Annotated in this window: 16 protein-coding genes and 2 tRNA genes; 16 read left to right on the top strand and 2 right to left on the bottom strand. The window is 63.9% G+C overall.

Annotated features, from left to right (window positions below; translation table 11 throughout):
- Positions 1-45: 45 nt before the first annotated feature.
- A tRNA-Leu gene (locus AC1DSJ_RS11685) sits at positions 46-130 on the bottom strand.
- Positions 131-355: 225 nt separating this feature from the next.
- Between AC1DSJ_RS11685 and rnr the strand changes: the two genes are divergently transcribed.
- The 12 genes from rnr (at position 356) to AC1DSJ_RS11625 (ending at position 13,169) form a co-directional block, all read left to right on the top strand.
- The gene (gene rnr / locus AC1DSJ_RS11680) at positions 356-2,824 is read left to right on the top strand and encodes a ribonuclease R (RefSeq protein ID WP_054423402.1); all 2,469 of its coding nucleotides are present in this window, start codon (positions 356-358) and stop codon (positions 2,822-2,824) included.
- A gap of 142 nt (positions 2,825-2,966) precedes the next feature.
- Positions 2,967-3,704, top strand: coding sequence for a 23S rRNA (guanosine(2251)-2'-O)-methyltransferase RlmB (gene rlmB / locus AC1DSJ_RS11675; protein ID WP_054423401.1), 738 nt, complete (start codon positions 2,967-2,969; stop codon positions 3,702-3,704).
- A 48-nt stretch (positions 3,705-3,752) separates the two neighbouring features.
- A complete protein-coding gene (locus AC1DSJ_RS11670) occupies positions 3,753-4,997 on the top strand; it encodes a cystathionine gamma-synthase family protein (protein ID WP_441370716.1) in 1,245 nt (414 codons plus the stop codon).
- A 58-nt stretch (positions 4,998-5,055) separates the two neighbouring features.
- The gene (locus tag AC1DSJ_RS11665; RefSeq protein ID WP_441370717.1) at positions 5,056-5,736 is read left to right on the top strand and encodes a Fe2+-dependent dioxygenase; all 681 of its coding nucleotides are present in this window, start codon (positions 5,056-5,058) and stop codon (positions 5,734-5,736) included.
- A 357-nt stretch (positions 5,737-6,093) separates the two neighbouring features.
- Positions 6,094-6,366, top strand: coding sequence for an HU family DNA-binding protein (locus tag AC1DSJ_RS11660; RefSeq protein ID WP_003812968.1), 273 nt, complete (start codon positions 6,094-6,096; stop codon positions 6,364-6,366).
- Between the two features lie 156 nt (positions 6,367-6,522).
- Positions 6,523-6,598: transfer RNA gene (locus tag AC1DSJ_RS11655), tRNA-Val, on the top strand.
- A gap of 455 nt (positions 6,599-7,053) precedes the next feature.
- Complete coding sequence (locus AC1DSJ_RS11650) at positions 7,054-7,851, top strand: energy transducer TonB (protein ID WP_476760307.1); 798 nt, start codon at positions 7,054-7,056, stop codon at positions 7,849-7,851.
- 1 nt (position 7,852) lies between these two features.
- Entirely contained in the window at positions 7,853-8,818 is a 966-nt protein-coding gene (locus AC1DSJ_RS11645) for a MotA/TolQ/ExbB proton channel family protein (RefSeq protein ID WP_082387088.1), read from the top strand.
- A complete protein-coding gene (locus AC1DSJ_RS11640; RefSeq protein WP_054423397.1) occupies positions 8,818-9,324 on the top strand; it encodes an ExbD/TolR family protein in 507 nt (168 codons plus the stop codon). Before AC1DSJ_RS11645 ends, AC1DSJ_RS11640 begins: the two co-directional genes overlap by 1 nt.
- 66 nt (positions 9,325-9,390) lie before the next feature.
- Positions 9,391-10,062: a response regulator transcription factor gene (locus AC1DSJ_RS11635; RefSeq protein ID WP_006218435.1), complete on the top strand. Its 672-nt coding sequence runs from the start codon at positions 9,391-9,393 to the stop codon at positions 10,060-10,062.
- Positions 10,063-10,128: 66 nt separating this feature from the next.
- Positions 10,129-11,244: a sensor histidine kinase gene (locus AC1DSJ_RS11630; RefSeq protein ID WP_245636339.1), complete on the top strand. Its 1,116-nt coding sequence runs from the start codon at positions 10,129-10,131 to the stop codon at positions 11,242-11,244.
- Entirely contained in the window at positions 11,241-13,169 is a 1,929-nt protein-coding gene (locus AC1DSJ_RS11625) for a potassium transporter Kup (protein ID WP_054423395.1), read from the top strand. The genes AC1DSJ_RS11630 and AC1DSJ_RS11625 overlap by 4 nt, the downstream gene beginning before the upstream one ends.
- Positions 13,170-13,787: 618 nt before the next feature.
- On the opposite strand, the gene argG is transcribed toward AC1DSJ_RS11625, so the two are convergent.
- Positions 13,788-15,128 (bottom strand): argininosuccinate synthase, encoded by a 1,341-nt coding sequence (argG, locus tag AC1DSJ_RS11620; protein ID WP_054423394.1) that lies wholly within the window; start codon positions 15,126-15,128, stop codon positions 13,788-13,790.
- A gap of 269 nt (positions 15,129-15,397) precedes the next feature.
- Here argG and AC1DSJ_RS11615 point away from each other — a divergent pair, with 269 nt between their 5' ends.
- Genes AC1DSJ_RS11615 through AC1DSJ_RS11600 form a run of 4 tightly spaced genes read left to right on the top strand, consistent with a single transcriptional unit; the run spans position 15,398 to position 22,016 of the window.
- On the top strand, positions 15,398-16,897 hold the full coding sequence (locus tag AC1DSJ_RS11615) for an efflux transporter outer membrane subunit (protein ID WP_441372728.1): 1,500 nt from the start codon (positions 15,398-15,400) through the stop codon (positions 16,895-16,897).
- Between the two features lie 4 nt (positions 16,898-16,901).
- Positions 16,902-18,110 carry an efflux RND transporter periplasmic adaptor subunit gene (locus tag AC1DSJ_RS11610; RefSeq protein ID WP_441372727.1) on the top strand — a complete coding sequence of 403 codons (1,209 nt, stop codon included), beginning with the start codon at positions 16,902-16,904 and terminating at the stop codon, positions 18,108-18,110.
- The gene (locus tag AC1DSJ_RS11605) at positions 18,107-21,289 is read left to right on the top strand and encodes an efflux RND transporter permease subunit (RefSeq protein ID WP_441372726.1); all 3,183 of its coding nucleotides are present in this window, start codon (positions 18,107-18,109) and stop codon (positions 21,287-21,289) included. Before AC1DSJ_RS11610 ends, AC1DSJ_RS11605 begins: the two co-directional genes overlap by 4 nt.
- A 40-nt stretch (positions 21,290-21,329) precedes the next feature.
- Complete coding sequence (locus AC1DSJ_RS11600) at positions 21,330-22,016, top strand: heavy metal response regulator transcription factor (protein ID WP_441372725.1); 687 nt, start codon at positions 21,330-21,332, stop codon at positions 22,014-22,016.
- Positions 22,017-22,116 lie beyond the last annotated feature (100 nt).

Genomic DNA, 22,116 nt, shown 5'->3' with positions numbered 1-22,116 from the left:
TTTCACTATCTGACTCGCCCGAAAGCCAATCAGACTTAAATTCCGTGGTGCCCAGGAGAGGACTCGAACCTCCACACCTTGCGGCACACGGACCTGAACCGTGCGCGTCTACCAATTCCGCCACCTGGGCACTGAGAGATACTGTGTCAGAAGTATGTGATACGCTGCCGCTCTAGTTGCTTTGCTTTAGTTTGTGTTTTTAAAGCCTGAAAGCTTAAAAACGTTTAACTAAAACATGCGTCCTGAGCGCAGTTGGTTTTACAATGGGTCTTTCGACCCCTCTGACCATTTCTGCTTCAGTGTTCAGCCTTGGGCGAACCACAGAAGCTGCGCATTATATACGGAAATTTCAGCTTTGGCAAAACGATCGAATAACGAATCGAAAAACAACAGATCAACACCCTTGCCCGAAGCGCCGCCGGACTTCGACCCTGATGTCCCGTCCCGTGAAGCCATTTTGACGGCGCTGCGTTCCGCAGGCTCGCCGCTGTCTCCGGTTGAGTTGGCAGAGCGCATGGGCATCGAGCGCGCGGCGACGATGGTCGGTTTCGAGCGCCGGTTGGGCGCTATGGAACGCGACGGGCAATTGATGCCCAACCGCAAAGGCGTGTTGTTGCTCGCTACCAAATTGGACTTTGTCGCCGGCAAGGTGCTGGGGCATCGCGACGGTTTCGGCTTCCTGCTGCGCGATGACGGCGGCCCGGACTTGTTCCTGTCGCCGCGCGAAATGCTCAAGGTGCTGCATGGCGACCGCGTGCTGGTCAAGCCGTCGGGCGAATACCGGGGCAAGCCGGAAGGCACCATCGTTGAAGTCATTGAACGCCGCACCAACAAACTGGTGGGCCGCTTCCTGCACGAGCATGGCCTGTCCATCGTTGTGCCGGAAGACCAGCGCATCAAGCACGACATCCTGATTCCGCCCAGCGACACCAACGGCGCCCAGCATGGGCAGGTGGTCGCGGTTGAAATCATGGAGCAGCCCACTCGCCACACGCAGCCGCTGGGCCGCGTGGCGGAAGTGCTGGGTGAAATTGATGACCCCGGCATGGAAATCGAAATCGCGGTGCGCAAGTTTGATGTGCCCGTCGAATTCTCGGAAGCCGCCCGCAAGCAGGCTGCACGCCTGCCTGACGTGGTGCGCAAGAGCGACCTCAAAGACCGCGTGGATCTTCGTGATGTGCCGCTGATCACCATCGACGGTGAAGACGCGCGCGACTTCGACGACGCCGTGTATTGCGAGCCGGTCGAACTCGGCACGGGACAGCGCAAGCGCCCGGGCTGGCGCCTGCTGGTAGCAATTGCCGACGTCAGCCATTACGTGCGTCCGGGCGACGCCATCGACGACGACGCCATCGAACGCGGCACCAGCGTGTATTTCCCGCGCCGGGTCATTCCGATGCTGCCGGAGTCGCTCTCCAATGGCCTGTGTTCGCTGAACCCTGATGTCGACCGCCTGGTGCTGGTCTGCGACATGGTCATTCCGGCAACCGGCGCCAAGGCCGGCACGGTCACGGCGTACCAGTTCTATAACGCGGTGATGCACTCGCATGCCCGCACCACCTACACGAACGTCTGGGCGGCATTGCAGCAGCCGGGCGGCCCCGCCGCCGCAGCGATGCGCGCCGTGATGCCGCAGGTTCAGCATCTGTATGAGCTGTTCCAGTTGCTGGTGCAGGGCCGCAAGAAGCGCGGCGCGATCGACTTCGACACCGTCGAAACCAAGATCGTCTGCAACGAGCTCGGCCGTATCGAACAGATCGTGGCGTCGGTGCGTAACGATGCCCACAAGCTGATCGAAGAATGCATGCTGGCCGCCAACACCTGCGCGGCCGACTTCATGACGCGCAGCAAGCATCCTGGCCTGTACCGTATCCATGAAGGGCCCACGCCGGAACGCCTGCAATCGCTGCGTGAATTCCTGCGCACGATGGGCTTGTCCCTGGGCGGGGGTGAAACGCCCACCGCCAAGGACTACGGCGACTTCCTCGACACCGTGCGCGGCCGCCCCGATTACCAGTTGCTGCAAACCATGTGCCTGCGCTCGATGCAGCAAGCCGTGTACAGCCCGGACAACATGGGCCACTTTGGCCTGTCGTACCCCGGCTACAGCCACTTCACGTCGCCCATCCGCCGCTACCCCGATCTGCTCACGCACCGGGTGATCAAGGCGTTGCTGGCTGGCCAGCGTTATGTGCCTAGCCTGGATGATCACCAGGCGGTGGTCATCGGCCGCACGCAAAAGGAACACGAGCAAGCCATCTGGGAAAAGATGGGCTTGGTGTTGTCGGCCAGCGAACGCCGTGCCGACGAAGCCTCACGCGATGTCGAAGCCTGGCTCAAGTGCTGGTTCGTCAAGGAACGCGTGGGCGAAGACTTCAGCGGCACCGTCACCGGCGTGGCCAGCTTCGGCATTTTCGTCACGCTGGATACGCTGCACGTGGAAGGGCTGGTGCATGTGTCCGAACTGGGCGGCGAGTACTTCCAGTTCAACGACGCGCTGCATGAGTTGCGCGGCGAACGCACGGGCATGCGCTATCGCCTGACCGACAAGGTGCAGGTGCAAGTGGCCCGCGTCGATCTGGAAGCGCGCCGCATCGAATTCCGCTTGGTGCAGGGTACGAGTTTCGATGCCTTGCGCAAGGCGGCGGCCCGTGGGCCGGACGAGCCGGTGCGCCGCGTGAAGAAGGCGGCTGCGCCCAAGCCCGCTGCGCTCAAGGGTCAAACGGCCAAAGAGCGGCGGGCAGACGCCAAGAAGGCCAGCAAGCCGCCTCGGTCATCCAAGCGCGCCGCGCCGGCCAAAAAAGCCACGCACAAGCGGCACTGATCCCGCCCGATGTGTGCGCTTTATGGTCACCCTGTCTTAGGGCGGGGCGGCCATAAGGGGTAACATTGCGCTGATGGCCGGCTTGGTCCGGTGGCCCGCCCCCTCTGGGGCGGGTATTCGTTTATCTAAAGGTATTGCATCTATGGCGTCGACCCAAGTTCTAGCCGGGTTTCACGCGGTTGTCGCGCGGCTGCGCCACGCGCCCGAGTCGATCAAGGAAATCTATGTAGAAGCGTCGCGCCGCGACAAGCGCATGCAGACGCTCATCGAGCAGGCCGAAAAGGCGGGTTGCCGCCTGCATCCGGTCCCGATGGAGCGCCTTGACGGCCTGTCGCGCGGCACCCGCCATCAAGGCGTGGTGGCGCTGGCTGACGAACGCCAGTTGGCGGTGGACGTGGACGAAGTGCTTGACGTCATTGAAGGCCCGCCGCTGCTGCTGATTCTTGACGGCGTGACCGATCCCCACAATCTGGGCGCCTGCCTGCGCACCGCCGATGCTGCCGGCGTGCACGCGGTGATCGCACCGCGCGACCGCGCCGTGGGCCTGAACGCCACCGTGCAGCGCGTGGCTTGCGGTGCGGCCGACACCGTCCCCTATGTGATGGTGACCAATCTGGCGCGCACGATGCGCAGCCTGAAGGACCGCGGCGTGTGGCTGGTCGGCACCGATGACCAGGCCACCGACAGCATGCACCAGATCGATGCGCGCCAGCCGATGGCGTGGGTCATGGGCGCGGAAGGCGAGGGCATGCGCCGCCTGACGCGTGAAACCTGCGACCAGCTCGTGAACATTCCCATGCTGGGTTCGGTGGAAAGCCTGAACGTCAGCGTGGCCAGCGCCGTCTGCCTGTACGAAACCGTGCGTCAGCGCCAAGCCTGACCGGTTCAACCCTTCGTTTGTAGATCTTCCTTTACGCGTCAGCCCATCATGCACCAGAACGGCTTTACCACCACGATCCTCCATTCCGACCGCCAACAATCCGTCGAGCACGGAGCGGTGCACAAGCCGATGCATCCGTCATCGGAATTCGCTTACGACGACGCGCGCGAACTGGCTGCTGTGTTCCAGGGCGAGGCGGGCTTTACGTACGCGCGCCAAGGCACGCCGACCACCACGGCGCTGGAAGCGAAGATCAACCATATGGAAGGCGGCAAGGGCACGGTCAGCTTCGCCACAGGCATGGCGGCGTTGTCAGCCATCTTCACGACGCTGCTGCGCCGCGGCGACCACCTGGTGTCCAGCCAGTTCGTTTTCGGCAACACCAACAGCCTGCTGGGCACGCTGCTTGAGCTGGGCGTTGAAATCACCTTCGTCGATGCGACGGACGCCGCGCAGGTGCGTGCGGCCATTCAGCCGAACACGCGCATGGTCTTCACCGAGACCATCGCCAACCCGGGTACGCAGGTTGCTGACCTGGCCGTGATCGGCGAAATCTGCCGCGAAAAGCATCTGGTCTACGTGGTCGATAACACGCTGACCTCGCCGTGGATGTTCCGCCCGTCGACGGTGGGCGCGTCGCTGGTGATGAATTCGCTGTCGAAGTACATCGGCGGCCATGGCAATGCGCTGGGCGGCGCGGTGACGGATACCGGCCTGTATGACTGGGCGGACTACGCCAATATCTACGACGCCTATCGCAAGGGGGCGTCCACCAGCTGGGGCCTGACGCAGATCAAGAAGAAGGGCCTGCGCGACATGGGCGGCACGTTGGCCGCCGAACCCGCGCACCGCATTGCCGTGGGCGCTGAAACGCTCGCGCTGCGCATGGCCAAGCATTGCGCCAACGCACTGGCGTTGGCGCGCTTTCTGGAAGAGCACCCCGGCGTTGCCAAGGTGCATTACCCCGGTCTGGCCAGCCATGCGCAGCACGCGCGCGCGGCAGCCCTGTTCGGGTCGCGCTTTGGCGGGCTGCTGGGCGTAGAGCTTGCTGATGGCGTGGATTGCTTTGATTTCCTGAACCGCCTGCGCATCGTGCTAATGGCCACCCACCTGGGCGACACGCGCAGCCTGGCGCTGCCGGCCGCGCACACCATCTATTACGAGATGGGCGCCGAACGCCGCAAGCAGATGGGCATTGCCGACAGCCTGATCCGCGTGTCGGTGGGCATCGAAGACGAGGCCGATCTGCTGTTTGATTTCGATCAGGCGTTGAATGGGTGTCTGAAGGGATAATCCGACAAGCGCACGCAGGCCGCGTGGGTGCGGCTGTGATGACGCCAGGACAAGATTCATGCTGATACAGATCGCAGAAGTATTCACGCCCGACGAGGCGGCTGATATCCGGCGCAGATTGGATGCGTCCGAATGGGTGGATGGCAAGGTCACGGCGGGCTACCAGTCGGCCGAGGTCAAGCGCAACCGGCAACTGCCCGAACAGCATCCCTTGGCGCAGGAACTCGGCAACCTGATCCTGCAACGCCTGGCGGCGAACAATCTGTTCATGTCCGCCGCCTTGCCGCGCAAGATCTTCCCGCCGCTCTTTAACCGCTATGAAGGTGGCGAGGCATTCGGCTATCACGTGGACAACGCGGTGCGCGGTATTGCAGGCACGGCCGAGCGCGTGCGCACGGACCTGTCGGCCACGCTGTTCTTTTCCGAACCTGATTCCTATGATGGCGGCGAGCTCGTCATCGATGACACCTATGGTCCGCGCGCCGTGAAGCTGCCGGCGGGGCATATGGTGCTGTATCCGGGCACGAGCCTGCACAAGGTGAATCCGGTGACGCGTGGCGCTCGCGTAAGTTCGTTCTTCTGGATGCAGAGCCTGGTGCGCGAAGACAGTCAGCGCGCCTTGCTGCTGGATATGGATGTGGCCATTCAGCGCTTGAATCAAGACGTCGCGGGGCACGCATCGATCGTGCAGCTGACCGGCATTTATCACAATTTGCTGCGCCGCTGGGCTGATGTTTGATTCAGGCTTGAAGCGTTGTTAAGGGGTGTCGTGCAAACCCCGAAATGCGCGTTTTTGTTTATTGCGAAATCAGCTAAAAGCTAGTATTGGCGCGGGTTGTGGTGAGGTTTTCGCTTGACAGCCGCTCTACGCCAAGGCCTAATACATCTCTGCGTCGCTGACGGTTTGAAGGCATCAATGCCATCAAATCCTAAGCGGCGCAGCAGTTTAAAAGTTGTGCTTTGCAGCGCAAGAAAAAGTTTATCCACTGTCTGTTCGTCGTTTGTCAGGCCTAGCGTAAGTTGGTGGCGTCCCTGCATGACAGCCATGAACCGCACGGCCTCGCCAGACTCAATACCTTGTGAGGGGTACACCTGAATGAACAAAACCGAACTCATCGATCACATCGCCAGCAAGGCCGATATCTCCAAGGCTGCAGCCGGCCGTTCGCTCGACGCCCTGATCGGTGCCGTGAAGACCACGCTGAAGAAGGGCGGAACGGTCACGCTGGTTGGCTTTGGCACGTTTGCCGTGTCGGCACGCGCTGCGCGCACTGGCCGCAACCCGCGTACGGGCGAGACCATCAAGATCAAGAAGGCCAAGGTGCCGAAGTTCCGTCCGGGCAAGGCCCTGAAGGACGCCGTCAACTAATGGACGGCACGGCGGTCGCGGGGCTGGTCCCACGCGATTTGCCGACAATCACGCGGTCCGGTATACTCCGGCCCGCGTATTGCTTTTGAGTACCCCGAGTTGGCAGTTGCTTCACACGAAACCTCGTATTGAGGCAGCAACGGAAGTGTCAGGATCGGGTGCTTAGCTCAGTTGGTAGAGCGGCGCCCTTACAAGGCGTAGGTCACAGGTTCGACCCCTGTAGCACCCACCATCAAAAGCCATCGACGCCATCGGTTTTCCGCTGGCCGCCGATACACCCAGCAAGTCCGGAACCGGCAGGTTCCATGCAAAACCCGCACACGGCATCGTGGCGGGTTTTTTGTTTTCGGGCGCTGATATTTAGCGGTGCCTATCTGCGCAGATCGCGACACATCGCACTGCTGCACATCGCGTCACGCAGGGACGCCCGTGCACCTTCCTTAGGCGCTCAGCCACGCCCCCCCACTTACCCGTGCTCTTGCCGGTGTGCAAGCAATTTCGTAAGCGTTTTGTGCATCCTGGCTTGACCAGAATCAGCAGTGTTACGCTACTCCAGACGAAATAGGACGTGCGAATCATTCGCATTTAAGATATTATGTTCGGCTTGTACCGGCCAGCCGACGTTCCCCTTTTGCGCGCGTCCTTTCCCTGGCTGGCCGGCTAAGTCAATGCACCCCTGGCTGATTCATGCCTAGTTTTCAACGCGGTTGGAATTCTTCTTCGCCGTCTTCATTTGGTATACGCGCAGGCGCTGGCCTGGCGGTTGTCGCACTTCACGCGGCTGTGATCGGCGCCATTTTCATGGCTCCTGCGAATCGTCCTGAACTGGAGGAACCCGAGGCTGTCATGRTCAGTCTGGTGGATGCGCCCATCCCGCAGGTGGCTAAGGCCGAGCCCACGCCGGAAGTGCCGCAGCCCGTGGTGGAGCCGCCGCCCGAGCCCCAGCCCGAGATCGAGCCGGAACCCGAGCCCGAACCCGAACTGAAGCCCGAGCCGGAACCCGAGCCTGAACCGGTGGTTGAAAAGCCGCCGATGCCGGCCCCCAAACCTAAGCCCAAGCCGAAGCCCAAGCCCCAGCCCAAGCAGGAAGTCAAACCTGAACCCAAGCCGGAAACGCCGCCTCCGCAAACGCCGCCCGCCGGCGCCACGGACGGGGCTCAGGCTTCGCAGAGTCCGCAGCAAGGGCCTCCGCCTGACCAGCCGGTCCTGGTGTCGAGTATTGAGTTCCAGGGCGCACGCCCCATGCCCAACTACCCGATGGCATCGCGCCGCATGCGGGAAGAGGGACGGGTGCTGGTGCTGGTGGAGATCAATACGCAGGGGCTGGTGGACCGCGCCACGATCGACACGTCGTCGGGATTCCCGAGGCTGGACGAATCCGCGCTGACCGCCGCCCGCAAGGCCAAGTTCAAGCCCTATACCCGTAATGGCGTGGCTTATGCCGCCAAAGCCAAAATTCCGTTCGATTTCGTAATGAGGAACTGAGATGTCCAACGCACTGCATAGCGCCACCCTGGTGGCGCAGGCGACCACCAGCCCGGCAGCGCCGGCCGCTGCGGGCGCCGCTGCGCCTGCCGCCGCCGCGGCTGCGCCCGCAGCCCAACAAGCCGCGACGACCGCGGGCGCGGTCGCCCAGCAATCGGCGGATGCGCTGCACAGCGCCGCTGCTGCGCTGCCGGCAGCCCCGGCTCCGGCTGCGGTTCCCGACATGGGCTTTCTGCACTTTGTCGCCCAGAGCGACTTCGTCGGCAAGACCCTGTTCGTCATCCTGATCCTGATGTCGCTGGTGACCTGGTACCTGATCCTGGTCAAGGCCGCCAGCAACGTCAGCATGCGCAAGCGTTCGGCCGACTTCCTGAACAAGTTCTGGAACGCCAGCTCGCTGGAGCAGGTTGAGCACGAAATCAGCACGCACGGCGCGCGCGATCCGTTCTCGCATCTGGCCAGCCACGCCATGCACGCGCAAGCGCACCACAACAAGTTTGGCGCCACCAAGCTGGAAGAGTCGGGCAGCAACTCCGATTTCGTCACGCGCACCATGCGCAAGGTGATCGACGAAGAAACCGCCAAGCTGGAAAACGGCCTGACGGTGCTGGCCTCGGTGGGTTCCACCGCGCCGTTCGTCGGCCTGTTCGGTACGGTGTGGGGCGTGTATCACGCGCTGGTGGGTATCGGCCTGTCCGACGGCGTCACCATCAACCGTATCGCCGGTCCGGTGGGCGAAGCCCTGATCATGACGGGCCTGGGCCTGGCAGTGGCCATTCCCGCGGTGCTGGCGTACAACACGTTCGTGCGCAACAACCGCGTGTTCCTGTCGCGCCTGGATGCTTTTGCCCATGACCTGTTTGCGTTCCTGACCACCGGCCAGCAAGTTGCGCTGTCCGACGGCAAGGTGCGCGCCCTGCGTCGCCAGAATGGTAACGGCGCCGCGGTTCAACGCGGGAGCGAATAATGGCCTTTGGCAGCTTCGAGGGAAAAGGGTCCGGAAGCCATGCGGTTTCCGAGATCAACATGGTGCCGCTGATCGACGTCATGCTGGTGCTGCTGGTGATCTTCATCATCACGGCGCCGCTTCTGGCGCACTCGATCAAGATCAACATGCCCCAGGTGGCCGCCGAGCAGATCGAAGAAGAGCCCAAGACGGTGGACCTGGCCATTGACGCCAGCGGCGCAATGTTCTGGGACGAAAAGCCGGTCAATATCGATGACCTGCCCAATCGCTTCAAGTCGATCGCCGGCACCAAGCCGCAACCGGAAATCCGCATCCGCGCCGATCAGAACACCCGCTACGAAACGCTGGCCAAGGTCATGGCCTCGGCTCGCCGCTCGGGCATGTCGCGCATCGGGTTCGTGACGACGCCGCCGACAGGCGGGGCCGCCGCCGCTGAAGCGCCTGCCGCGGGCAGTGCCCCGGGGGGCGCAACGCCGGCTCCGGCCGGGGCACCGTCCGGCCGGTGAACGAATCCTGCTAGAAGGGGGCGCATTTCGCGCCCCTTTTTTTTCGGATCGCGCTAGAATCGCGGCATGCGAGTACTGGTAATCGAAGACGACACCACCCTGGGCCACGCGCTCCAGGAATTCCTGGCCGACCAGGGTTATGCGGTCGACTGGCTGACAGAAGGCGACCGTGTCCTGGGCGCTCTGGCAGGCCAGCCGTACGACCTCATGCTGCTCGACCTGAATCTTCCCGGCATGAGCGGGCTTGATGTGCTGCGGCAATTGCGCCAAGACGGCAATCAGGTTCCCGTGCTGATCCTCACCGCGCGTGATGGCATCGAAGACCGCGTTGCGGGCCTGGATGCCGGCGCTGACGACTACGTCACCAAACCCTTTGAACTGCCCGAGCTGGCGGCGCGCGTGCGCGCCTTTGGCCGGCGGCGCGCCGGTCAGGCCCAGCCGCTGATCGAAGTCGGCCCCCTGGTGTTCGATACGGTCGGCCGCGAAGTGCGCGCCAATGGCCAACGCCTGTCGCTGTCTGTACGCGAGCTCTCTGTGCTTGAGATGCTGATGGCCCGTGTGGGCCGCGTCGTGACCAAGCGCCAGATCGTGAACTCGTTGTCCGCCTGGGATGCCGATTTCAGCGAAAACGCGGTTGAAGTCTATGTGTACCGTCTGCGCAAGCGCCTGGAAGGCACGGGCGCCAGCATCCAGACGGTGCGCGGCTTCGGCTACATGCTGGATGTGGAAACGGCCTGACGGGCCGGGCGCGGCCGGCATGCTCCGGCTGCGCACTTGCATCCGCCACAGCGAGGGTATCGCGTCATGACGCACGAACGCACTCCTTCCGCTCTTACTCCTTCACGCCCCTTGCTCCCTTCACGCTCGCTGGCGCGGCATCTGGTGATACGCCTGATGCCGCCGATTCTGCTGCTCGTCCTGCTGGATCTTGCAGCCACATGGGTCATCACGCACAAGATCGACATGTCGCTCTGGATGCTGGAAGACTTCTTCTGGCTGATGGTGGTGGGGCAGGTGGCGCTGATCGCGCTGTTCACCTGGGTGGTGGTGCAGGGCGTGCGGTCGGGGCTGCGGTCGGTGAACCATTTGTCGGAAGAAATCCGGCAGCGCTCCATCGACGATATGCAGCCGCTGGAAGTGGCGGGCGTGCCGGTCGAGATCGAGCCGCTGGTGACGCACACGAACGACCTGCTGCTGCGGCTGGACGCCTCGCTTGCCGCGCAACGCCGTTTCATCGGCCATGCGGCGCATCAACTGCGCACCCCCTTGTCTGGCCTGCGGCTGGAATCCGAACTGATGCTGGCTCGCCCCTTGCCCGACGATGTGCGGGCGCGTGCCGAACGCATCAAGGCCGTCAGTGACCGCATGATCCGCCTGGGCCAGCAGTTGCTGGTGCTGGCTCGCGCCGATCCGAACGCACGGCCGCAAGACAGCTTTGTGCGCATCGACCTGTGCGAATGGGTGCGGGCGCATGGGGCCGAGTGGTTTCCGCGTGTGCGCGAGGCGCGCTATGAGCTGGATCTGGTGGCGCCGGATGCGCCCATCTGGATCGACGCCGACCCCCTGCTGCTGGCCGAACTGCTGGGCAACCTGATCGACAACGCCTTGCGCTACGGTAACGAAACCGGGCGCATCACGCTGATCGTGGGCGCCAACCCGCCGTCCTTGACGGTTGAGGACGACGGCCCCGGCATTCCCGCCGAAGAACGCGACCGCGTGTTCGAAGCTTTTTACCGGTCGCCCACCGCTACGGCGGGCGGCTCGGGATTGGGCCTGGCGATCGTGCGCGAGATTGCGCACGCGCATGGCGCCTGGTGGAAGCTCACCAGCCGCCCCGACTTTTCCGGAACGCGGCTATCCGTTGTGTTCCCCGGCCCCCGCAAAGGGGCTCAACTTACTCGTCAAGAACCGACATCATGAGCCAAGCTTCGGCTGGTGTTCCTTCCCCGTCAGGCGCTCACGCAGGCGGGGTGCATGCACCATCGTCGCGCGCGGCGCTGATCATGGGCGCATTGGGTGTGGTGTATGGCGACATCGGCACCAGTCCGCTGTACACGCTGCGCGCTTGCCTGACCGGCCTGAGCGTGCACACGGACCTTGAACCTGCGCATTTGCTGGGCGTGCTGTCCATCCTGTTCTGGATGCTGATGGTGGTGGTGTCCTTGAAGTACGTGACGCTGGTGCTGCGCGCCGACAACCGGGGCGAGGGCGGCACGCTGGCGCTGCTGGAGCTGGCGGTGCGCAACCGTGACGGCAAATTGCGATGGGTGCTGATCGTGCTGGGCATTTTTGGCGCGGCGCTCTTTTATGGCGACAGCATGATCACGCCGGCCATTTCGGTGCTATCGGCGCTGGAAGGGATCAGCATCGTGTCGCACACCTTGGATGCCTGGGTGGTGCCGATTGCGCTGGTGGTGCTGGTGGCGCTGTTTGCGATCCAGTCGCACGGAACAAGCGTGATGGGTAAGTTGTTCGGCCCCGTGATGCTGGTGTGGTTCGGCACCTTGGCGGCGCTGGGCGCGTGGCAGATCTGGCAGACGCCCGAAGTGCTGGCGGCGCTGAACCCGATGTGGGGCTTGCGCTTCATCATCGAGTTTCCGCTGATCAGCTTTGTGTTGCTGGGCGCGGTGGTGCTGGCGCTGACAGGCGCCGAGGCGCTCTACGCCGACATGGGCCACTTTGGCCGACCGGCGATTCGCAGCGCCTGGTTCAGCATGGTGTTGCCGGCGTTGACGCTTTGCTATTTCGGCCAGGGCGCGCTGCTGCTGCGCGACCCGACGGCAATCCGCAATCCGTTCTTCATGATGGCGCCCGAGTGGGGTTTGGCGCCGCTGGTGGCGTTGGCGACGATTGCAACCATCGTGGCGTCGCAGGCGGTGATTTCGGGCGCGTATTCGGTGACGCGCCAAGCGGTGCAACTGGGTTTCTGGCCGCGCATGCAGATTCTGCATACCTCGGCCGTTGAGAAGGGCCAGATCTATCTGCCGCAGGTGAATGCGCTGCTGTTGTGCGCGGTGCTGGTGCTGGTGCTGCTGTTCCGCAATTCGGACAACCTGGCCGCAGCCTACGGCTTTGCGGTGACGGGCACGATGCTGACGACATCGGTGCTGGCGTTCGCGGTGCTGCCGCGCGGCACGACGGGCGTGAAGCGGATGCTGTGGTTTGGCGTGCTGGGCCTGTTGCTGTTGTTCGACGTGCTGCTGTTTTCGGCCAACGTGTTCAAGATTCATGAGGGCGGCTGGTTGCCGCTGCTGGTGGCGATCGTGGTGTTCACGCTGATGATGACGTGGCGCCGTGGCCGTCATCTGCTGTCTGATATGCAGCATCGGGATCGTCAGCCGCTCAAGGAATTCATGGAGCAGCTTGAGGAATACCCCCCGTCGCGGGTGCCGGGTACGGCGATCTTCATGACGATGAATTCGGGCAATGTGCCGCCGGCGCTGCTGCATAACCTGAAGCACAACAAGGTGCTGCACGACCACGTGCTGTTCCTGACGATTCTGGTGGCGGACGTGCCGTATATCTCGCCGGAAGAGCGGTTCGTGGTGAAGAAGCTGAGCGCGTCGAGCTGGACGGCGACGGTGAATTACGGCTTCAAGGAAGATCCGGATGTGCCGGAAGCGCTGCGGCTGGTAGCTGAAGCGTATCCCGAGCTGGATCTGGAACCGATGCGGACGTCTTATTTCCTGTCGCGGCAGACCGTGGTGGCGGCGAGAAAGCCGGCGCTGTGGCGATGGCGGCGGGCGGTGTTCTCGTTCATGGCTCGGAATTCGACGCGGAGTACGAAGTTTTTCAAGATTCCGGCGAATCGGGTGGTGGAAATGGGAATGCAGGTGGAGTTGTAGGCGCTTTGGTTTTTGTGTTTCGGGGGTGGTGGGTTCTTTAGACGCCCTGCACGTCGGGGGCCTGGGGTGCGCGGGGCAACGATTGCGGTCCGGAGCCTTCGCTCCGGACTTCCCCTTTGTCATCTTCGTCACCCGCCTTCGGCGGGTTCCTTCAGATTCCCTCGGGCTTATCGACGCCCCGCGCACCCCAGGCCCCCGACGCGCAGGGCTCGGGTGGTGGAAACCTGACGGGCGCTGGGGCGAATGGTTTGCTTAGGGTTCGCGCCTACGGTGGTGGGTGGGGGAAGATCTTGCGGGGCCCGCGCCAGGCCGGCCGCGCGGGCGGCCTTTTGGCGCTTACGCGGTGTCTTGCGTCGGGGTGGTGCCGCTTCGCGCTTATGCGGTGTTTTGCGTTGGGGGGGTGGCGCTTCGCGCTTGCGCGGTGTTTTGCGTCGGGGTGGTGGCGCTTCGCTAATGCGCTGGTCAATATGGCGTTGCGAATGCCGCGCGTAGGATGGGTGAAGCGCGCGAATACGCGCATAAGAACGACTGCGATCCATCGCCGCAACCCATCAATCCCTGACTCACAAAAAAAACCCCTCGACATCGTCGAGGGGTTTTTTGTTGGGCGTTGAAGAATTACTTCTTCTTCGCCGCGTCCGTCAGCTGGGGCAGCGACGTGCCGCTGGATGCCAGCAAACCCGTCTTCACGTACGTGAAGAGCTTTTCGCGGGTGTCGACTATGTCGAGGTTGCGCATGGTCAGTTGGCCGATGCGGTCTGCCGGCGTGAACGGGGCGTTTTCGACCTTTTCCATCGACAGGCGCTCGGGCGCGTACGTCAGGTTGGCCGATTCCGTGTTCAGCAGCGAGTAGTCGTTGCCGCGGCGCAGTTCGATGGTGACTTCGCCGGTGATGGCGCGGGCGACCCAGCGTTGGGCGGTTTCGCGCAGCATGATGGCTTGCGGGTCGAACCAGCGGCCTTGGTACAGCAGGCGGCCCAGCTTGCGGCCGTTTTCGCGGTACTGCTCGATGGTGTCTTCGTTGTGAATGCCGGTGACCAGGCGTTCGTAGGCGATGAACAGCAGCGCCAGGCCCGGGGCTTCGTAGATGCCGCGGCTCTTGGCTTCGATGATGCGGTTTTCGATCTGGTCGCTCATGCCCAGGCCGTGGCGGCCGCCGATGCGGTTGGCTTCCAGCAGCAGTTCGACCGGGTCGCTGTATTCCACGCCGTTCAGGGCGACCGGTTGGCCTTCCTCGAAGCGGACGGTGACTTCTTCGGCCTTCACGGCCACGTCGTCGCGCCAGAACGCCACGCCCATGATGGGCTTGACGATGCGGATGCCGGAGTTCAGTTGCTCCAGGTCCTTGGCTTCGTGGGTGGCGCCCAGCAGGTTGGAGTCGGTCGAGTAGGCTTTTTCGGCCGACATCTTGTAGTCGAAGCCGGCTTGGCGCATGTATTCGGACATTTCCGAACGGCCGCCCAGTTCGTCGATGAAGCGCTGGTCAAGCCAGGGCTTGTAGATCTTCAGGTCGGGGTTGGTCAACAGACCGTAGCGGTAGAAGCGCTCGATGTCGTTGCCCTTGAAGGTGCTGCCGTCGCCCCAGATGTTGACGTCGTCTTCCTTCATGGCGGCCACCAGCATCGTGCCGGTGACGGCGCGGCCGATGGGGGTCGTGTTGAAGTACGTGATGCCGGCGGTCGAGATGTGGAACGCGCCCGCTTGCAGGGCGGCGATGCCTTCAGCCACCAACTGCGCGCGGCAGTCGATCAGGCGGGCGTTTTCGGCGCCGTAGGCCAGGGCCTTGCGGGGGATTTCGTCGTAATCGGATTCGTCGGGCTGGCCCAGGTTCGCCGTGTAGGCGTACGGAATGGCGCCGTTATTGCGCATCCACAGAAGCGCTGCGCTGGTGTCGAGGCCGCCGGAAAAGGCGATGCCGACCTTCTGGCCGGTGGGAAGGTTCGGGAGGATAGTGGTCATTGTTTGAGGTGAGACGCCAACAGGACTTTGACAAAAGGCTTTGACAGCAGCAAGCCGCCAAACAAGAAAGGTAGCCGGCATTTTAACTCTTTTGACCGGGACGGGCGGGGCGGCTTGGGCCGCCGGCCGCATCTGTCCCCGTGAGGGCCTTGTCCGCCGCCCGCGCCCGCGAACCTGTCCGTTTTGTCAGGATGCGGACAGCGTGGGGTCCGGGACCCCTTTCTACAGTGGAACCCTATCCACAAGTGGCCGGGGACCCGGCTCGGGACATGAACACGGGAAATCGTATGGGGCCGCGTTGGGCGGGGGCGGGGTTGGCGGCCGTGCTGGCATTGGCCGGCTGCGCGGCCGGGCCGGATTACACGCGCCCGGCGATGGACCTGCCTGCCGCCTACAAGGAAGCCGGCCCGTGGAAGCCGGCCGAGCCCGGGGCGATCGACGGCAACATGCGCTGGTGGGAAGCATATGGCGACGCCACGCTGAACACGCTGATCGACCAGGCCAACGCCGCCAATCAGACGATTCAGCAGGCGCAGGCCCAGTACCGTCAGGCGCGGGCGGCCGCTGACGCTGCGCGGGCCGGCTTCTGGCCCACGGTGGGCGTCAGCGCTTCTGCCCAGCGGGCGCGGGCGAAAAGCAATGGCGTGACGGCGGTGTCCAATGGCTACGCCGCCGCGCTGGACGTGTCGTGGGAACCCGACCTGTGGGGCGCGGTGCGCCGCCAGGTCGAAGCCAGCGACGCCACGACCCAGGCCAGCGAGGCCAGCCTGGCCGCCGCCCGGCTCAGCATTCAGGCCGCGCTGGCGCAGGACTATTTGCAATTGCGGGCCGTGGATCGCGAAAAAGCGCTTTACGCCCGCACGCTGCAAGCCTATGCGCGCACGCTGAAGCTGACGCAGAGCCAGTACGACGCGGGCGTGGCCTTGCGTTCGGATGTAGCGCAGGCCGAAGCGCAACTGAAGACGGCACAGGCGCAGTCGATTGACCTGGACGCGTCGCGCAGCCAGCTGGAACACGCCATCGCCATTCTGACGGGGCGCACGCCTGCGCAGTTTGATCTGCCTGCCTTGCCGGCCGGCCAGCCCTGGACGTATCAGGTGCCGCCGGTGCCCACGGGCCTGCCGTCGGCGTTGCTGGAACGGCGGCCGGACATCGCTGCGGCCGAGCGCAATGTGGCCTCGGCCAATGCGGGCATCGGGGTGGCGCGCGCGGCGTACTTCCCGTCGCTGGTGTTGTCGGCAAGCGGCGGCTTTGGCGCCGCCAGTTTCGCGCAGTGGTTCAACGCGCCGGGCCGGGTCTGGTCATTGGGCGCGCTGTTGGCCGAAACCGTGTTCGACGGCGGCTTGCGCAAAGCGCGTGACGCGCAGGCCGTGGCGGTGTTCGAGGCCAGCGCCGCGCAATACAAGCAGACGGTGCTGGGCGCGTTTCAGGAAGTGGAAGACAACCTGTCCACGCTGCGCGTGCTGGACGATGAGGCGCGCGTGCAGGACGACGCGGTGGCCGCCTCGCGCTTGAGCGAGCAATTGGCCCTGGCGCAATACCGCGCGGGCACCACGACCTTTCTGACCGTGGCTGTCGCCCAAGCGCTGACCCTGTCAAACGAACGCGCCGCCGTGCAGTTGCATGGCCGGCAACTGGTGGCCAGCGTGGCGCTGGTGAAGGCCGTGGGCGGAGGCTGGAACGCCGCCGCCTTGAACACGCCCGATGCCGCCGCGCTGGCGGTGGCCGGCCCCGGGCAGTCTGCAAGCACAACTACCAAGAACGAGTGAGTCCATGGATCAAGTGTTGACTTCCCCCCATCGGCGCGCCGGGTTGCGCGCCGGGCTTGCGGCGCTGGCCGTCGTGGTGTGCGCGCTGGCGGTGTGGCTGCTGTTGCGCGATCGGGGCGCGCCGCCCGCCGCGCCGGACCCCGTCGTGCCCGTGGCGACCGTGCTGGTGCAACAGCAGGACGTCGCGCGTTATCTGACCGGGGTCGGCACCGTAACCGCGGCCGCCAGTGTCACGGTCAAGGCGCGTGTGGATGGGCAGCTGGACAGCGTTGGGTTTGTTGAAGGGCAGGACGTCAAGGCCGGCCAGGTGCTGGCCAACATCGACCCGCGCGCGTTGCAGGCGCAACTGGCCCAGGCGCAGGCGCAGCGCGCGAAGGATCAGGCCACCTTGCTGAACGCCCGCCTTGATCTGCAACGCTATACCCGCTTGCAGCGCGAAGACGCCGCCACGCAGCAGACGCTGGATGCGCAGCGCGCCCTGGTCGCGCAGCTGGAGGCGGCAACCCAGACCGACGACGCGCAGATCAGCTATGCCCGCGTGCAGCTGGACTACACGCGCATCGTGGCGCCGATTGCAGGCCGGGTGGGCGCGCGGCTGGTGGACCCGGGCAACATCGTGCACGCGGCGGACGCGAACGGGCTGGTCGTGATTAATCAGATTGACCCGATCACCGTGCAGTTCTCGCTGCCCGAAGAATCGGTGCCCGCCATCAACGCCGCTATGAATCGGGGCCAGCCTCTGCCGGTCGTGACGTATGCGCGTGACAGTAATGAACCCTTGGAAACGGGCACGCTGGTGCTGCTGAACAACCAGATCGACACCACCACCGGCACGGTGCAGTTGAAGGGCCGGTTCGACAACCCGCGTCATCGGCTGTGGCCCGGCTTGTATGTGAACGCCCGGCTGGTGCTGGATGCGCATGAAAACGTGCTGACCGTGCCGGCGGCCGCCGTGCAGCGCAGCCAGACCGGCACCTTTGTGTACGCGGTGGACGGCAGCGGCGTGGCGCAGCCGCAAGCGGTAACGGTGGAGCGGATGCAGGACGGCCTGGCGATTATCCAGACCGGCTTGACGGCCGGGCAGCGCGTAGTGGTGGACGGGCAGTACAAGATCAAACCGGGCAGCAAGGTGCGTGAGCTGGCGGTAACCCCGGCCGCAACCCCGGCTGCAACCTCCGCCGCAACCCCCGCCCCCGTGGGGAATGTGAAATGAGCATCTCGGCCAATTTCATCAAGCGGCCGATCGGCACCTCGCTGCTGGCGCTGGCGATTTTGCTGGTGGGCATCGCGGCCTGGCCGCTGTTGCCCGTGGCGCCGTTGCCGCAGGTGGATTTTCCTACCATCCAGGTGCAGGCCAACTTGCCCGGCGGCAGCCCCGAGACCATGGCGTCAAACGTGGCGCAGCCGCTGGAACGGCAGTTTTCGCTGATCGCCGGTTTGTCGCAGATGACCTCTGTCAGCGCTATTGGCAACACGCAGATCACCTTGCAGTTCGACTTGAACCGCAGCATTGATTCGGCGGCGGTGGATGTGCAGGCGGCCATCAATGCCGCCACCGGGCAGTTGCCGGCCAACCTGCCCAACCCGCCCACGTTTCGCAAGGTGAACCCGGCGGACGCGCCCATCATGGTGATGGCGGTGCAGTCCGACACGCTGCCGCTGATCCAGGTGAATGACTACGCCGACAACATCCTGGCGCAGCAGATTTCGCAGATATCCGGCGTGGGGCTCGTCAACATTGGCGGGCAGCAAAAGCCTGCCGTGCGCATACAGGTGGACCCGGGCAAGCTGTCGGCGCTGGGCTTGAGCCTGGAAGACATACGCGGCGTAATCGCCACCACCACCGTCAACCAGCCCAAGGGCACCATCGACGGCGCGCGCCAAAGCTTCACGACCTATACCAATGACCAGTTGCTGTCCGCCGCGCAGTGGAACGACATGGTGCTGGCCTACCGCAATGGCGCGCCAATTCGCGTGCGCGATGTGGGCGTGGCGGTGGATGGGCCCGAGAACACCAAGCTGGCCGGCTGGGCCTACGCGGGCAAGGCTTCGCCGCCTGACAACACGATCACCAACGGCCGATCCATCGTGTTGCAGATCAGCAAGCAGCCGGGCGCCAACGTGATCGAAACCGTGGACCGCATCCGCGCGGCGTTGCCGAGGCTTGAAGCATCGATTCCGCCGTCCGTGCATGTGAACACCATCATCGACCGCACGCAGACCATCCGTGCCTCCGTCACGGATGTGGAGTTCACGCTGACGCTGACCATCTTGCTGGTGGTGCTGGTGATCTTCCTGTTCCTGCGCAACGTGCCTGCCACGCTGATTCCCTGCGTGACGGTGCCGCTGGCGCTGATGGGCACCGCCGCCATGATGTATGTGGTGGGCTTCAGCCTGGACAACCTGTCGTTGATGGCGCTGACGATCTCGGTGGGCTTCGTGGTGGACGACGCCATCGTGATGCTGGAGAACGTGTACCGCCACGTCGAGGACGGCATGTCGCCGCTGGAAGCCGCGTACAAAGGGGCGGGCGAAATCGGCTTCACCATCGTGTCGATCTCGGTATCGCTGATTGCCGTGTTCATCCCGCTGTTGCTGATGGGCGGCATCGTCGGCCGCCTGTTCCGCGAATTTGCCGTGACCGTCACGCTGGCCATCGTGGTGTCGGTGCTGGTGTCTCTGACGTTGACGCCGATGCTGTGCTCGCGCTACTTGAAGAACCATCACGGCGAGCGCCACGGCCGGCTGTACCAGCTGTTTGAACGCGGCTTTGACGCCATGCTGCATGGTTACGAGCGCGGGCTGAAGCTGGTGCTGCGCCACCAGTTCGCCACCTTGTGCGTGTTCCTGGCCACGGTGGCGTGCACGGTGGCGCTGTTCCTGGTGATCCCGAAAGGCTTCTTTCCGCAGCAAGATACGGGCTTTATCTTCGGCTTTGCGGAATCGGCGCAGGATTCTTCTTTCGCGTTGATGAACCAGCGCATGATCCAGATGGCCGACGTCATTCGGCAAGACCCGGACATCGCCAGCTTTGGTTTCAACGGCAGTCAAAGCACGTACAACACCGGCAACTTCTATATCGGCCTAAAGCCCAAGGACGAAGGCCGCACGGCGTCAGCCGACGAGGTAATCGGGCGGCTGCGCCCGCAACTGGCCAAGCTCGAAGGCGTGACGCTGTTCATGCAGGCGGGGCAAGACATCAACGTGGGCGGGCGCCTGTCGCGCACGCAATACCAGTACACGCTGACGGATTCCAATCTGGACGAGCTGAACGTCTGGGCCCCGAAACTGTTGACGGCGTTTCGCAAGTTGCCGCAATTGACGGATGTGGCCTCTGACCAGCAGAACAACGCGGCCACGGCTTCGCTGACGATTGACCGCGCGCGAGCCTCGTCGTTCGGCATTTCGCCCGCGCTGATCGACGCCACCATCTATGACGCGATCGGCCAGCGCCAGGTGGCGCAGTACTTCACGCAGATCAACAGCTATCACGTGATTCTGGAAGTGTCGCCCAAGCTGCAACAAGACCCAAGCCTGTTTTCCAAGCTCTACCTGACCTCGCCGCTGACCGGGCAGCAGGTGCCGCTGTCTACCTTCGTGAAGCTGGACACGAACAAGACGGCGTACCTGTCGATCAGCCACCAAGGGCAGTTTCCGGCGGTGACCATTTCGTTCAACCTGGCGCCGGGCGCGTCGCTGGGCAGCGCCGTGCAGGCGATTCAGCAGGCGCAAAACCAGATGGGGGCGCCGGCCAGCCTGACGGGCGCGTTCCAAGGCACAGCCAAGGCGTTTGGGGATTCGTTGTCGACGCAGCCGTACCTGATTGCGGCGGCGCTGATCGCCGTCTACATCGTGCTGGGCCTGCTGTACGAAAGCTATATCCACCCGCTGACGATTCTGTCCACCTTGCCATCTGCCGGGGTAGGCGCGCTGTTGATCCTGATGCTGGGCGGATATGACCTGAGCGTGATTGCGCTGATCGGCATCATCTTGCTGATTGGCATCGTGAAGAAGAACGGCATCATGATGATCGACTTTGCGCTGACCGCCGAGCGCGAGCACGGCATGGCGCCGGCCGAGGCCATTTACCAGGCTTGCGTATTGCGCTTCCGGCCCATCATGATGACGACGATGTGCGCGCTGCTTAGCGGCTTGCCGCTGATGCTGAGCCACGGCCAAGGGTCGGAACTGCGCCGGCCGCTGGGCTATGCGATGGTGGGCGGCCTGATCGTGTCGCAGGCGCTGACCTTGTTCACGACGCCGGTCGTCTACCTGTATCTGGACCGGGCGCACTACTGGTACATGGAACGCAAGGCGGCGCGGGCGGCAAGAAAGGCAGGGCAGGTGACGATGGCGAATCAGGCAAAGGCGCGCAGCGCCGGGCGGACTTGAGTCAAAATAGCGGTCAACCGTAGCGTTTGCGGGGCGGCACATGAAAATCCTGATAGTCGAAGACGAACTGAAGACGGCGGATTACCTGCGCAAAGGCTTGGGCGAGCAGGGCTGCACGGTCGATGTTGCGCATAACGGCATTGACGGCCAGCACCTGGCCCTGGAGCACGATTACGACGTGATCGTGCTGGACGCCATGCTGCCCGGCATGGACGGCTTTGCGGTGCTGCGATCGCTGCGCATGGTGCGGCAGACGCCCGTCATCATGCTGACCGCCCGCGATGGCGTCGAAGACCGCATTCGCGGCCTGCACGACGGGGCCGACGATTACCTGGTCAAGCCTTTTTCCTTTCTTGAATTGCTGGCGCGCCTGCAGGCGCTGACCCGGCGCGGCCGCGCGCAGGAACCCGTGCAACTGCGCATTGGCGATTTGCAGATTGACCTGATCAGCCGCAAAGCCTGGCGGGCCGGCACCCGGCTGGACCTGACCGCCAAGGAATTCGCGTTGCTGGCCGTGCTGGCGCGCCGCCAGGGCGAAATCCTGTCCAAGACCGCGATAGCGGAACTGGTCTGGGACATGAATTTCGACAGCAACGTGAACGTGGTGGAAGTGGCCATCAAGCGGCTGCGCGGCAAGGTGGATGCCCCCTTTGGCCGGCGCCTGCTGCACACGATACGCGGCATGGGCTATGTGCTGGAGCTGCGCGATGAAGCGGCCGCGCCATGAGGGGCGGGCGGTGCGGACGAACGCGGACGAACCGGACGAACCGGACGAACCGGACAAGCCGGACGAACCCGGACGAGCGAACCGGAATCGGCAAATGATC

This window comes from Achromobacter sp. 01N37, from assembly GCF_056399725.1.
This window is presented reverse-complemented; position numbering and strand designations above follow the sequence as displayed.